The sequence below is a fragment of the Mycobacterium sp. SMC-14 genome (assembly GCF_046250075.1).
Lineage (GTDB): Bacteria > Actinomycetota > Actinomycetes > Mycobacteriales > Mycobacteriaceae > Mycobacterium.
The window spans coordinates 2224968-2239501 of record NZ_CP176429.1 but is presented as its reverse complement, the minus strand read 5'-3'; the positions used below and the strand labels follow the sequence as shown (position 1 = coordinate 2239501).

Here is a 14534-nt window from a genome sequence, read left to right as displayed (position 1 = left end):
TACCACCGAGAGGCGAATACATGAGCGCGTCGGAAGTTGTTGGCACCGCCCAGATCGGCGTAACCGGACTGGCAGTCATGGGATCCAACATCGCGCGCAACTTCGCCAGCCATGGCTACACCGTGGCGCTGCACAACCGGTCGGTCGCCAAAACCGACGCGCTGCTCGACGCATACGGTTCCGAGGGGAACTTCGTGCGCAGCGAGTCGATTCCGGAATTCCTTGCCGCACTTGAGAAGCCGCGGCGCGTGCTGATCATGGTCAAGGCCGGTGACCCGACCGACGCCGTGATCAACGAACTCGCCGACGCGATGGAGCCCGGCGACATCATCATCGACGGCGGCAACGCGCTCTACACCGACACCATCCGCCGGGAGAAGGCGATGGCCGCCCGCGGCCTGCACTTCGTGGGGGCGGGTATCTCCGGCGGTGAGGAGGGCGCGCTGAACGGACCCTCGATCATGCCGGGCGGCCCCCAGAAGTCCTACGAGTCGCTGGGCCCGCTGCTCGAAGAGATCTCCGCCCACGTCGACGGGGTGCCGTGCTGCACCCACATCGGGCCGGACGGCGCGGGACACTTCGTGAAGATGGTGCACAACGGCATCGAGTACTCCGACATGCAGCTGATCGGTGAGGCCTACCAGCTGCTGCGCGATGGTCTGGGGCTCGCGGCACCGCAGATCGCCGACGTGTTCACCGAGTGGAACGCCGGGGAGCTGGACAGCTACCTGGTGGAGATCACCGCCGAGGTGCTGCGACAGGTAGATGCCAAGACCGGTCAGCCGCTGGTCGACATCATCGTCGACGAAGCCGAGCAGAAGGGCACCGGACGCTGGACCGTGAAGTCCGCTCTGGACCTGGGGGTTCCGGTCACCGGCATCGCCGAAGCGGTGTTCGCCCGGGCGCTGTCGGGCTCGGTCCCGCAGCGGCGCGCCGCGGCGGGCCTGGCCGCCGGAGCTCTCGGCGAGCGCCCCTCGGACGCGGCCCGGTTCACCGAGGACGTCCGCCAGGCGCTGTACGCCTCCAAAATCGTCGCCTACGCGCAGGGGTTCAACCAGATTCAGGCCGGCAGCGCCGAGTACGGCTGGAACGTCACCCCGGGGGACCTGGCGACGATCTGGCGGGGCGGCTGCATCATCCGCGCGAAGTTCCTCAATCGCATCAAAGAGGCCTTCGACACCGACCCCGACCTGGTGAGCCTGCTCGCCGCGCCGTATTTCCGCAGCGCGGTCGAGGCCGCCATCGACTCCTGGCGTCGAGTGGTGACCACTGCGATCAGCCTGGGTATCCCGGCCCCCGGTTTCTCCTCGGCCCTGGCCTACTACGACGGCCTGCGGACCGAGCGGCTGCCGGCCGCCCTGACCCAGGCCCAGCGCGACTTCTTCGGCGCCCACAGCTACGGCCGGGTGGACGCGGAAGGCAAGTACCACACGCTGTGGAGCGCCGACCGCAGCGAAGTGCCGGTCTAACGGCCTAGACCAAAAGGCGCAGTACGGCGTCGGTGAAGGCCTGCGGGTCCTCGACCTGCGGGTAATGCCCCAGCTCGGGTAGCTCGACGACGTCGGCGGCTGGGCGCAGCTGCCTCAGGCCGTCCAGCACATTGGTGGTGGCGACCGGATCGCCCAGCCCCCACACGAAGCCCAGCGGCTTGGGCCAGTCGCGCACCGCGCCGTGCCAGCGCTGCGCATACCGCACCCGTTCGTCGAGGTAGGCCGAGAGCAGGTGCGAGATCCGGTTCCCGCCGTTGTGGGTCAGCAGGGCCCACTGTGCGGCGGCTTCGTCAGCGGTCAGCGGATGATCCGAGCTGAACAGCCGGCCGAATCCGCGAACGAAGCTGCGCCGGTTGGTCAGTCGGGCGGCGACACCACCGAGCGGGCCGCGCAGTACCTTCTGGATAGGCCGCAGGCTGGCCCGCTCCAAGATCACGCTGCCGTTGGTCAGCACCGCGCGTTGCAGGTCGAAGGTCAGGTTGCCCTCAAGGTCGCGCGCCAACAGTTCGGTGGCCACCGAGGTGCCCATGTCGTGGGCGGCCAACACCACCGGACCCGTGGTTCTCGATGCCACCACCTGCTGCACCAGGTCGGCCTGCTCGAACAGGCTGTAGCGATGCGGACGCGGCTTGTCAGACAATCCGAACCCGAGGAAATCCATCGTCATCCAGGACCGACCGGCAAGCCTGGCCACGACCGACCGGAAATCATAGGAACAGGACGGAAAGCCGTGCAGCAGAAGGATAGTCGGCCCATCCCCTACTTCTGACCGCACAAACACCCGACCCGCGGCGGTAGACACCCACTCGCCGCCGTCCCGCCACTCGCTGACACTGCTTCGCCACACCGTATTCGTCATCGCGGTCATTGTGCGCTGCGCCTCAGATCAGCGCCAGCAGATCGGCGAGTGCCGAGCCGCTCGCGTCGGCCGCCCCGAGGTTCGACAACGCATCGGTGATGTCGGTGAACACCGTGGCGGGGAATCCCAGGAACGTCGTACTGATGTCGTGCAGCCCGGTCTGCAGCGCGTCACCGATGGTGGTGGCGTCCCCGCCGAGCAGCGCCTGGTAGAGGTGCCACGCCGCGACCTGCGGTGTGATGATCAGCTCGCGCACGTCCATGATGAGCTTCGTCAGCAGTCCGGGGTCCTCGGGGACGGCGATCCCGTTCCAACTGACCAGCGTCCAGCCGTCGGTGGGGTTGCCCTCTATCTGCACGATGCCGGTGTTGGGCAACATCGGTGATCCGTCGTCGTTGGCGAACATGGTCTCCAGGGTCAGCGGCAGCAGCAGTGAGATGTCGGGGTTCTTGACGTTGAGCGCCACCCAGGCCGCGATGTCGGCTTCATTGTTGAAGGCCACGGCGGTGATGTCGCCGTTGTCGCTGACAACCGGGTTGGCCATCGCGGCGCTGTACATCGCGTTGACGGCGCCGGTGAAGTTCTCGTTCATCACCACCCCGTTGGGATCCTCGACCGAACCGGGGATGGGCGCCAGCACCAATCCGAACAGCGTCCAGAGCATCGGCGTGAACTGGTAGAGGAATCCGGCCAGGCTGGCGATCGGTTGACCGGCGTAGATGCCGCTGTCGATCTCGTTGAGCCCGGGCAGGATCTGCGTCGCCATGTTCTCCAGGGCGGCGAACGGCGCGGCGGTGTCCATGTCCCTGATGGCCTGTCCCGAGAAGATTCCCGCGACCTGGTCGCCGAGTTCCTGGTGGAGTTTGTCGGCTACGTCCTGCGCCTGTTGCACGCCGAGATCGCTGAGCGGTGGACCGGGATGGTCCGGCGAGGGGGTGATGACATCGTTGAACGGCGGCATTCGCTGGCCGTGCCGCACGATATCGATGACGATGTCTTGAGCCTCGCCGCTGGCCAGCGTAATGCCGTAGACCGCGCCGCCGGGTTGCGCCGGCGGGACGACGGCTATGACACCGGCCCCGACGAGGGCGACACCGGCGGCAATCGGAGAGATCGAGCGTATCTGCATGGCGGCTACCTCCTAACCGAGATTTCCGATGGCGTCGATGATGTCGGTGAACACCGATCCGGGGAACTGCAGCAGCGCCGAGCTGACGTCGTCGAAACCGGTCTGCACCGCGCTCATGATCGTCGCGGGATCACCGCCGAGGAGGGCCTCCCAGGTGTGCCAGAGCGCCGCTTGCGCCGGCAGAACCAGATCGCGTACGTCGACGAACAGCGCGCTCAGCAGATCCGGATCCGCCGCGATGGCGTGCCCGTCCCAGCTGACCAGCGTCCAGCCGTCGGTGGGGTTGCCCGTGACTTCGACGACGGCGGTGTTGGGCAGGAAAATGGTCGTCTGGCCGTTCGGGACACTGTTCGCCTCTTTGATGAGGTCCAGAAAGAACAGCACATCCGGGTTGTCGACGTTCTGCATCACCCAGGTGAAGATCGACGCTGTGCTGGTGAACGCGACCTCTGTGACCTGGCCGTTGTCGCTGACGACGTCACTGTTGGCCAGTGCGTGGTCATACATGGTTTGAACACCGTCGTCGAATCTCTCCCCCATGACGATCCCGTTCGCGTCGTGCGAGCCCGGGGCCGACAGCAGTGCCAACCCCAGCGGCGCGCCCAACGACCAGCCGCCCACGGTCAGAAAGGCCAGCCGGCCGCCGAGGCTTTCGATGGGATCGAGCGCGTAGATTCCGCTGTCGACCTCGTCGAGTTGGGTCAACAACTGCGGGGTCATGCCCACCAGATCAGCGAACGGCGCGGCGGTCTCCGTCACCCGCAGGCCCAGCCCGCTGAAGATGCCGGCGACCTGGCCGAGCTCGGCGAAGAGCTGGTTCCCGACGTCGGACGCCTGTTCCTGTCCGACGTCGCTGAGCGGAGCCCCGGGATGATCCGGGGACGGGGTGAGCATGTTTTCGTACGGCGAGATCATCTCTGCGTGCCGCACGAAATCGATAACGATGTCTTGCGCGGTGAGCTGGATGTCGAATGCGGCCGCGGCCGCCGGTGGCGACGACGCCGCGAGCGGGACGACGGCGATGCCGCCGGCCAGCGCGGCGCTGGCGGTGAGGGACAGAACGTGGCTTGCCTGCATGGCGCCTACCTCTATTGGTGTTATCGGATTCAGCATTGATTCAGTTATTTATCAGTTTTTGAAGCGCTATTTAGTCGCAAGCGAGCTAACTGCAATAGGGCCAGATCATCGCGCAGTCGACAGCGTGCTCTGAATCGCCGTGCCTGCGCCATCCACGATTTCGTTCGATGCTGCGCAAAGGCGCTTGGCATCTCGCTGTGCGCCCCAAGGGGGTACGCCGCGTCGGCGTCGGAAATCGTCAATCGGACCGGAAGGCCGAAGCTCGCCGAGCTGCTCGTCAGCAGACAGCCCTATCAAATTACTTGTGCTGCAATCTAAGACAGAGCACAGACCTGAGTCTTCGCGGCCGATTTCGAGTCGGATTGGGCGGGTTACGATCCCCGGTTGCGCCACTGCCGGTGCAGTTTGCGCTGCAGGTATCCCTCGACGCGGCATTCCCGCCGCTCCAGCGTCGATTCGATCGCCTGTCGGCGGACGCCACGACCGACCACCGGGGGGACGCAAGAAGCTGCAACCGGGGCCGCGGTGGCGGCACCTCGCTGGTGGCAGCTAACTGTCATCTCCGCTCCCTTAAAAGTCTCCATGAGTTTAACCGACCAACCTGCTGTGAGGAAGATCAATTTTTCATTCGGTTGATATCGCGTCAGGTGGTGCCCGCCATCGCGCTGGCGGTACCGTGGCTGACCGGGCCGAAACGGTGTCGCCCGGTGGGTGCCGGTGTCCGGCTCACGACGTGTGGAGGCGAACAGATGGGCTCTTCGGAACCCGACAGACCGGTGGTGGTCGCCCGATGAGGTTCGTTGGCGGATACGACCCCACCCATGACCTGACCTACAACGACGTCTTCATCGTCCCCAACCGCTCGGCCGTCGACTCGCGCCTGGACGTCGACCTGTCCACCCGCGACGGGTCGGGCACCACGATCCCGGTGGTGGTGGCCAATATGACCGCGGTGGCAGGCCGGCGAATGGCCGAGACGGTTGCTCGGCGCGGCGGGATCGTGGTGCTGCCCCAGGATCTGCCGATCGAGGCCGCGAGGCACACCGTGGCGTTCGTGAAGAGTCGCGACCTGGTCGCCGACACCCCGGTCGTCCTGTCCCCCGAGGATTCGGTATCCGACGCGATGGCCTTGATCACCAAACGCGCGCACGGCGTCGCGGTGGTGCTCGTCGACGGCCGGCCCACCGGGTTGGTCACCAAGGCATGCTGCGAGGGCGTGGATCGCTTCACCCGGGTCCGCGATGTCGCGGTGGCCGAGCTGATCAGCGCGCCCGTCGGCACCGATGCGCGCACCGTGTTCGACCTGCTGGAGCACGCGCCCGTCGATGTCGCGGTGCTGACCAATCCCGACGGCACCCTGGCCGGCGTCGTGACCCGCACCGGCGCGATCAGGGCCGGGATCTACACCCCCGCCACTGACGGTGAGGGACGCTTGCGCATCGCCGCCGCGGTGGGTATCACCGGCGATGTCACCGCCCGGGCCACCGCCCTGCTGTCGGCCGGGGTGGACCTGCTGGTCATCGACACCGCCCACGGACACCAGGAAAAGGCCCTACAAGCCATCTGCGCGGTCGCGGCGCTGAAGCCCGGCGTTCCCGTGGTGGCCGGCAACGTGGTGTCCGCCGACGGCACCCGGGACCTGATCGCCGCGGGGGCCGACATCGTCAAGGTCGGGGTCGGCCCCGGCGCCATGTGCACCACTCGGATGATGACCGGAGTGGGCCGCCCGCAGTTCTCCGCCGTCCTCGAATGTGCTGCCGCGGCGCGCGAACTGGGCGCCCACGTGTGGGCCGACGGTGGAGTACGCCATCCCCGAGACGTCGCGCTGGCCCTGGCCGCCGGGGCGTCGAACGTGATGATCGGCTCGTGGTTCGCCGGGACCTACGAGTCCCCCGGCGACCTGATGTTCGACCGCGACGACAGGCCGTACAAGGAAAGCTACGGGATGGCGTCCAAACGCGCGGTGGCCGCGCGTACCGCCGCTGACAGTGCGTTCGACCGCGCCCGCAAAGCACTCTTCGAGGAAGGCATCTCGAAGTCGCGGATGGCGCTGGACCCCGAACGTGGCGGCGTCGAGGATCTGCTGGACCACATCACCTCAGGCCTCCGCAGCACCTGCACCTACGTCGGAGCTGCCGACCTGGCGCAGCTGCACGACCGGGTGGTGGTCGGCGTGCAGTCGGCTGCCGGGTTCGCCGAGGGCCATCCGCTACCGTTCGGCTGGTGAGACCCACACGGCGATGAGTATCCGATGAGCCTGGTAGTCACGGTAGCCAGCCTGCTGGCGTTCGCGGTCCTGACCCTGGGCACCGCGGTGTTCGTGGCCGCCGAGTTCTCCCTGACGACCCTGGAACGCAGTGTCGTGGAGGCCAACGCCCACCGCGGCGGCCGTCGCGATGCCTACATCCAAGACGCCCACCGCACGTTGTCCTTTCAACTGTCCGGCGCCCAGCTGGGCATCTCGATAACGACGCTGGCGACGGGCTATCTGGCCGAACCGGTGCTGGCCCGCTGGCTGCGCCTCCCGCTGGCGGCGGTGGGCCTGCCCGAGCGGATGACTGCCGGCGTTGCACTGTTCCTCGCCCTGGTGATCGCGACGTCGTTGTCGATGGTCTTCGGCGAGTTGGTGCCCAAGAACCTGGCCGTGGCGCGCCCGCTGCCGATCGCCCGCGCGGTGGCCGGGCCGCAACTGCTGTTCTCCCGGCTGTTCGCGATCGCGATCAAGGTGACCAATGGGACGGCGAACCGCATCCTGCGCCGGTTCGGGATCGAGCCCGCCGACCGGCTGGCCTCCGCCCGCTCGGCCCGCGAGCTGGCGTCACTGGTTCGCAATTCCGCACGCAGCGGTGCCCTCGACCCGACCACCGCCGCGTTGGTGGAGGGCTCGCTGCGATTCGGCGCCCTGACCGCCGCCGAACTGATGACGCCGCGATCCAAGATCGTGAGCCTGCAGGCCGGCGACACCGTCGCCGATCTGGCCGCGGCCGCCATCGACACCGGTTTCTCCAAGTTTCCGGTGGTCGACGGCGATCTGGACGCCACCGTCGGCATCGTCCACGTCAAACAGGTCTTTTCGGTCGCGGTCGCTGACCGGGCGTCCACTCGGGTCACGACTGTGGCCCAACCGGTCGCGGTGGTGCCCTCGACGCTGGACGGCGATGCGGTGATGGAACAGATCCGGGCCAATGGCCAGCAGGCGGCCATGGTCGTCGACGAATACGGCGGCACCGCCGGCATGCTCACCGTCGAGGACCTCATCGAGGAGATCGTGGGTGATGTCCGCGACGAACACGACGACGCCACCCCCGATGTCGTCGCCTCCGGCGGCGGTTGGCAGGTATCGGGCCTGCTGCGCATCGACGAGGTGGCCGCCGCTACCGGCTACCGCGCACCGGAGGGCTCCTACGAGACCATCGGCGGACTGGTACTCCAAGAACTCGGCCACATTCCGGCGGCCGGCGAGACCGTCGAGCTGACCGCGTTCGACCCCGACGAGCTCTCCGCGCACCCACCGCGCTGGCTGGCCCGGGTGGCCCGGATGGACGGCCGGCGTATCGACCTGCTGGAGCTCACCCATGTGGAGGCCGGCGATGGCTGACGTGCTGAACGTGGTGCTCACCGTGGTACTGGTCATCGGGAACGGGTTCTTCGTGGGCGCGGAGTTCTCGCTGATCTCGGCACGCCGGGACCGGCTGGAATCCCTGGCCGAACAAGGCAGGCGCAGCGCGGTCACCGTCATCCGCGCCGGTGAACAGCTCCCGCTGATGCTCGCCGGCTTCCAGCTCGGAGTCACGGTGTGTTCGATCCTGCTCGGCCGGATCGGTGAACCCGCCGTGGCCGACCTGCTCGAGCACCCCTTCCGGCTGGCGGGTATCCCGGATCCCCTGCTGCACACCGTGGCGTTCGTCGTCGCACTGGCGATCGTGGTCACCCTGCATGTGCTGTTCGGCGAGATGGTCCCGAAGAACATCACCCTGGCCGGTCCGGAGACCGCGGCGATGCTGCTGATCCCGCCCTACCTGCTCTACATGGCCGCGGCGCGGCCGTTCATCGTGTTCTACAACTGGTGCGCACACGTCATCATGCGGGTCCTGCGGGTGGAACCCAAGGACGAACTGGAGATCACGGTGTCCACCGTCGAGTTGAGCGAGATGATCGCCGAGTCGGTCTCGGCGGGTCTGCTCGACCTCGAGGAATACACCCGATTGACCCGTGCCCTGCAGATCCGCACCCGGGTGGTCGCCGATGTCGCGCTGCCGATCGGCGACATCCGCGCCGTGCCGGTGGCCAGCGCCGGACGCGGCCCGACCGTGGCCGCGATCGAAAAGGCCTTCGCTCAGACCGGTTACTCCCGGTTCCCGGTCATCGACCAGGGCGAATTCGTCGGCTACCTGCACATCAAGGATGTGCTGTTGCTCAGCGAGACCTCCACCGGGCTGGGGGCCGCAGCGGACGCCGTTGTCGACGTCGCCGCGGTACGGCCCCTGCCGCGTATCCCCGCCTCCCTGCCGCTGGCCGATGCCTTGTCGCGGCTGCGGCGTCTTAACAGCCATCTGGCGCTGGCGGTCGCCGAGGACGGTACAGCGGTGGCGATGGTGACCCTGGAGGACATGGTCGAGGATGTCGTGGGCACCGTGCGCGACGGGACGCACCGTGTTTGACCTGGCGGAACGGGTTCTGGACGGCGTGCAGTGGCAGCCCAGGGCCGAGGCGTACCGGCAGCGACTCGAGGACTTCCTGGCCCCGCAGCTGCGTCGGATCGCTGACGGCGACCCGGTGCCGAAATTCCTGTTCAGCTATTACAGCCTGCGGCCGGCACAGTTGCGCAGCTGGAATCCCGGCTTCGGTGTGACGCTCGCCGGGCCGGAGGCGTTGCGCCACTATGGCGGACGGCGCGGCTACGCGGTACGCGGCGGCCAGGTCGGTGTCGCCGAGGAATACCTGCGTGAGCGAGTCGACACCGTGACGTTCGTCGCAGGGCTGTTACGCGCCATCGCTGCGCGGCCGGCTCAGCTGAACTGCTTCGGCCTGCACGAGTGGGCGATGGTGTTTCAGGGCGATACCGTGCGCCACGGTCATGTACCGCTGCGGCTGAGTGCTGCCGAGACCGACGCGGTGGTCGAGTCAATTCCGCTGCGCTGCACCCACTTCGACGCCTTCCGTTTCTTCACCCCCGCCGCGGCGCCCCGCAATGCGGGGGCGCCGAGCCGGGCCACCCAAATCGCTTGGGAGCAGCCGGGTTGCCTGCACGCCAACATGGACCTCTATAAGTGGTGCTACAAGCTGGGGCCGCTGATCGACTCCGAACTTTTGCTGGCCTGCCTTCAGCTGGCCGCGTCGGCGCGCGAACTCGACATGCGCGCCAGCCCCTATGACCTGAGCTACTACGGTTACGCACCGATCACCATCGAAAACGCGGCCGGCCGTGCCGAATACGTCCGCCGCCAAAGCGAGATCGCACAGCGCGCCACACCGCTACGGGCCGCTCTGCTGGACCGGTGTGGCCTGCTGACAGAATTCGCCGGATGCGAATAGCCTCGCGACCTGCCGGTAAGGTGGTAGATCGGCTATGAGGGAGGAAATCATGACGGACCGGGTGTCGGTGGGCGACTTGCAGGTCGCACGCGTGCTGTATGACTTCATCACCGACGAGGCGCTGCCGGGCACCGGTGTCGACCCCGACAGCTTCTGGGCCGGCGTGGACAAGGTCGTCACCGATCTGACGCCCAAGAACCAGGAGCTGCTTGCGCGTCGCGACGAGCTGCAGGCGCAGATCGACAAGTGGCACCGGCACCGGGTGATCGAGCCGCTGGACACCGAGGCTTACCGGGCCTTCCTCACCGAGATCGGCTATCTGCTGCCCGAACCCGAGGACTTCACCGTCACCACGGCCGGTGTGGACGACGAGATTGCGGTGCAGGCCGGCCCGCAGCTGGTCGTCCCGGTGCTCAACGCCCGGTTCGCGCTCAACGCCGCCAACGCACGCTGGGGCTCGCTGTACGACGCGCTCTACGGGACCGACGTGATCAGCGAGGACGATGGAGCCGAAAAGGGCACGTCATATAACAAGGTGCGCGGCGACAAGGTGATCGCCTACGCCCGTAGGTTCCTCGACGACTCCGTGCCGCTGGCCAACGGTGCCTGGACCGAGGTCAAGAGCTTCGCGGTGACCGACGGCGCGCTGGTGGTCACGCTCGGCGACGGCCTGGAGACCGCAATCGCCGCACCGGCGGAATTCGTCGGCTACACCGGCGAGGCCGCATCGCCGTCGTCGGTGCTGCTGTCCCATCACGGCCTGCACGTCGAGATTCTGATCGACCCGGAGTCACCGATCGGATCCACCGACGCCGCCGGCATCAAAGACGTGGTGCTCGAATCGGCGGTCACCACGATCATGGACTTCGAAGACTCGGTGGCCGCGGTCGACGCCGAGGACAAGGTGCTCGGGTACCGCAACTGGCTGGGACTGAATCGGGGCGACCTGTCCGAACAGGTCCGCAAGGGCGACAAGACCTTCACCCGCACCCTGGCCGCCGACCGTGAGTTCACCGCGCCGGACGGGGGAACCCTGACCCTGCCGGGCCGCAGCCTGATGTTCGTCCGCAACGTGGGTCACCTGATGACCAACGATGCCATCGTCCGGAGCTCCGACGGCGCGGAAGACCGCGAGGTGTTCGAGGGCATCCAGGACGCGTTGTTCACCGGGCTGATCGCCGCGCACGGCCTGACCGCCTCCGACGACAACGGACCGCTGGTCAACAGCCGCACCGGATCGATCTACATCGTCAAGCCCAAGATGCATGGCCCCGATGAGGTCGCCTTCACCGCCGAGCTGTTCAGCCGGGTCGAGGACGTCCTGGGTCTGCCGCAGAAGACCCTCAAGATCGGCATCATGGACGAGGAGCGGCGGACCACGGTCAACCTGCGGGCCTGCATCAAGGCCGCCGCCGACCGGGTGGTGTTCATCAACACCGGCTTCCTGGACCGCACCGGAGACGAGATCCACACGTCGATGGAGGCCGGGCCCATGGTCCGCAAGGCCAGCATGAAGTCGCAGCCGTGGATCCTGGCGTACGAGGACAACAACGTCGACGCGGGATTGGCCACCGGCTTGACCGGTCACGCCCAGATCGGCAAGGGCATGTGGGCGATGACCGATCTGATGGCCGACATGGTCACCCAGAAGATCGGCCACCCGCGCTCGGGTGCCAGCACCGCGTGGGTGCCCTCTCCCACCGCCGCCACCCTGCACGCGATGCACTATCACCAGGTGGACGTCTTTGAGGTGCAGCAGGAACTGGCCGGAAAGCGGCGCGCCACAATCGATGCGCTGCTGACCATTCCGCTGTCCGAAGGCCTGGCCTGGGCACCCGACGAGATCCGCGAGGAGGTCGACAACAACTGCCAGTCGATCCTCGGCTACGTGGTGCGCTGGATCGACCAGGGTGTGGGTTGTTCGAAGGTCCCCGACATCCACGACGTGGCGCTGATGGAAGACCGTGCCACGCTGCGGATCTCGTCTCAGCTGCTGGCAAACTGGCTGCGGCACGGGGTCATCACCTCCGACGACGTGCAGTCCAGCCTGGAGCGGATGGCCCCGGCAGTGGACCGCCAGAACGCCGGTGACGCGAGTTACCTGCCGATGGCACCCGACTTCGAATCCAGCATCGCGTTCGCGGCCGCTCGCGAGCTGATCCTGTCCGGGACCACCCAGCCCAACGGTTACACCGAGCCGATCCTGCACCGGCGTCGGCGGGAGTTCAAAGCCCAGGCCGGTATCTGATCCGACGTAGATCTTCAGTGAACAACACCGTGGCCGGACAACTGACCAAGCGGAGAGGACGCACCCACCGTGGGTAGGCACAGTTTCCCCGGCCCGGACGATTCCGCCGATGAACCGTTGGGGGGCGACGAATCCGACGACAGCCACCTGTCCGGCGGACCCGAGCTGTTCGGCCTTGGCGACCCGGACGACGACGACTACGTCGACGACTATCACGACGCCTTCTACGACGAGACGTTCCCCGACGGTGGTGACGCTGGATATCGCGAGTCGCGATACGACGATGCGGGATACGACGATGCCGACCCGGCGCAGTACATGCGTCGCGGCGGTGAACCCGATGAGGAATCGCGTTATCGCACCGGGCCTTTCGGTGCCATCGGCGGCGTCGCCGGCGAGTCATCGGTATCGGATCAAGACGAGCCACGCGGCGGCCACCGCGATCTCGACCGGTGGCGCCGGCATCGCAACGACTCGGGGACGCGCGGTGTCAGCGTCGGAGTGATCGCCGCGCTTGTCACGGTGATCGTTGTGGTGGGCGCGGTGATCCTGTGGCGCTTCTTCGGCAATTCACTGTCGCATCGTTCCGCCGACGCCGCAGGCAACTGCGCCGCCGGCGATCTGGCGGTTGCCGTCGTGGCAGATCCATCGATCGCCGACCATGTGCAGGGTTTCGCCGACCGGTTCAACAAGACCGCGAAGCCCGTCGGCGATCGCTGCGTGTCGGTGCAGGTCAAGCCGGTCGATTCCGATGCCGTCGTCAGCGGTTTCATCGGCGACTGGCCGGCGCAACTCGGGCAGCGCCCGGCGCTGTGGATCCCTGGCAGTTCGGTCTCCACGGCTCGGCTGCAGGCCTCCGCGGGGGCGGAAACGGTCAGCGACAGCCGGTCGCTGGTGACCTCGCCGGTGTTGTTGGCGATTCGCCCCGAGCTCAAAAGCGCACTACAGAAGCAGAGTTGGGCGAGTCTGCCGGACCTGCAGACCGATCCTGACAGCCTGGGCCGGCTCGGGCTGGCCGGCTGGGGGCCGCTGCGGCTGGCACTACCGATCGGCGGCAACGCCGACGCCGCTTTCCTGGCCGGCGAGGCGGTGGCTGCGGGTGTAGCCCCCAAAGGCGCCCCGATCGTCGACGGGGTCGGCGGTGTACACCGGCTCGCGGGCGAGCAGCCCAAGCTCACCGATTCTTCGCTCGCCGAGGCCATGAACGTGCTTCTGCGCCAAGGAAATCTTGGCTCCGCACCGGTGCACGCGGTGGTGACCACCGAGCAGCAACTGTTCACCCGCGGCCAGTCGCTGTCGGACCCCGCGACCGAGCTGAGCTCCTGGCGGCCTCCGGGACCGGTGCCGGTCGCCGACTACCCCACCGTGCTGCTCGCCGGTTCTTGGTTGTCGCAGGAGCAGGTCAGCGCCGCCAGCGAGTTCGCCCGCTTCGCCCGCAAACCCGACCAGCTCGCCGAGCTGGCCAAAGCCGGATTCCGCGTTGAGGGCGTCGAACCGCCCAGCAGCGAGGTGACCGGTTTCCCGGCGGTGTCAGACACCCTGTCGGTCGACGACGATGCGACGCGCGCCGCCCTGGCCAACGCCCTGACCACCTTGCCGGGCAGCGCGGCGGTCACGGTGATGCTCGACCAGTCGATGACCACCGACGAAGGCGGCAAGAGCCGCTTGGCCCATGTGATCGCCGCCCTGGATCAACGGATCAAAGCCCTGTCCCCGACTTCGTCTGTGGGCCTGTGGACCTTCGACGGCACCGAGGGCCGCAATGTGGTCACCGGGGGCCCGCTGGACGAGCCGCTCAACGGCGGGACCCGTGCCGAGACCTTGGTCAGCGAGCTCAACGATCTGAGCTCGACGCCCGGCGGCGCGGTTTCGTTCACGACGTTGCGCTTGGTGTACAACCAGGCGTTGGCCAACTACCACCCCGGACAGGCGAATTCGGTACTTGTCATCACCGCGGGTCCACATACCGACCGGACCTTGGACGGCCCAGGGCTTCAGGACTTCATCCGGGCCAACATCGATCCGGAACGACCGGTCGCCGTCAACGTCATCGACTTCGGCGCGGACGCCGACCAAGCGACCTGGCAGTCGGTGGCGTCACTTTCCGGTGGCACGTACCAGAATCTGCGCGGGGCGAACTCCCCCGAACTGGCCGGCGCGCTGAACTCGCTGCTGAGCTGACGCACCCTGGGGCCG

10 protein-coding genes are annotated in these 14534 nt (G+C 67.3%); 7 read left to right on the top strand and 3 right to left on the bottom strand.

Going from position 1 to position 14534, the window contains the following annotated elements; translation table 11 throughout:
• Positions 1-20 precede the first annotated feature (20 nt).
• Entirely contained in the window at positions 21-1469 is a 1449-nt protein-coding gene (gene gndA, locus ACKY0W_RS10395) for an NADP-dependent phosphogluconate dehydrogenase (protein ID WP_409437470.1), read from the top strand.
• Between the two features lie 4 nt (positions 1470-1473).
• Here gndA and ACKY0W_RS10390 read toward each other — a convergent pair whose 3' ends face one another.
• From ACKY0W_RS10390 to ACKY0W_RS10380, 3 genes are read right to left on the bottom strand one after another with little or no spacing between them, the layout of a single operon-like run.
• Positions 1474-2337 carry an alpha/beta fold hydrolase gene (locus ACKY0W_RS10390; protein ID WP_409437720.1) on the bottom strand — a complete coding sequence of 288 codons (864 nt, stop codon included), beginning with the start codon at positions 2335-2337 and terminating at the stop codon, positions 1474-1476.
• Between the two features lie 34 nt (positions 2338-2371).
• Complete coding sequence (locus ACKY0W_RS10385) at positions 2372-3478, bottom strand: histidine phosphatase family protein (protein ID WP_409437469.1); 1107 nt, start codon at positions 3476-3478, stop codon at positions 2372-2374.
• A gap of 12 nt (positions 3479-3490) precedes the next feature.
• A complete protein-coding gene (locus ACKY0W_RS10380; protein ID WP_409437468.1) occupies positions 3491-4555 on the bottom strand; it encodes a histidine phosphatase family protein in 1065 nt (354 codons plus the stop codon).
• A 790-nt stretch (positions 4556-5345) separates the two neighbouring features.
• Between ACKY0W_RS10380 and ACKY0W_RS10375 the strand changes: the two genes are divergently transcribed.
• From ACKY0W_RS10375 to ACKY0W_RS10350, 6 genes are all read left to right on the top strand, one after another.
• Positions 5346-6782 (top strand): GuaB1 family IMP dehydrogenase-related protein, encoded by a 1437-nt coding sequence (locus ACKY0W_RS10375; RefSeq protein ID WP_409437467.1) that lies wholly within the window; start codon positions 5346-5348, stop codon positions 6780-6782.
• Positions 6783-6806: 24 nt separating this feature from the next.
• The gene (locus tag ACKY0W_RS10370) at positions 6807-8153 is read left to right on the top strand and encodes a hemolysin family protein (RefSeq protein WP_409437466.1); all 1347 of its coding nucleotides are present in this window, start codon (positions 6807-6809) and stop codon (positions 8151-8153) included.
• Positions 8146-9216: a hemolysin family protein gene (locus tag ACKY0W_RS10365; RefSeq protein WP_409437465.1), complete on the top strand. Its 1071-nt coding sequence runs from the start codon at positions 8146-8148 to the stop codon at positions 9214-9216. The genes ACKY0W_RS10370 and ACKY0W_RS10365 overlap by 8 nt, the downstream gene beginning before the upstream one ends.
• Complete coding sequence (locus tag ACKY0W_RS10360) at positions 9176-10090, top strand: 3-methyladenine DNA glycosylase (protein WP_409437464.1); 915 nt, start codon at positions 9176-9178, stop codon at positions 10088-10090. Before ACKY0W_RS10365 ends, ACKY0W_RS10360 begins: the two co-directional genes overlap by 41 nt.
• Positions 10091-10139: 49 nt before the next feature.
• Positions 10140-12338 (top strand): malate synthase G, encoded by a 2199-nt coding sequence (locus tag ACKY0W_RS10355; protein WP_409437463.1) that lies wholly within the window; start codon positions 10140-10142, stop codon positions 12336-12338.
• 69 nt (positions 12339-12407) lie between these two features.
• Positions 12408-14519 carry a hypothetical protein gene (locus tag ACKY0W_RS10350; RefSeq protein ID WP_409437462.1) on the top strand — a complete coding sequence of 704 codons (2112 nt, stop codon included), beginning with the start codon at positions 12408-12410 and terminating at the stop codon, positions 14517-14519.
• Positions 14520-14534: the final 15 nt, after the last annotated feature.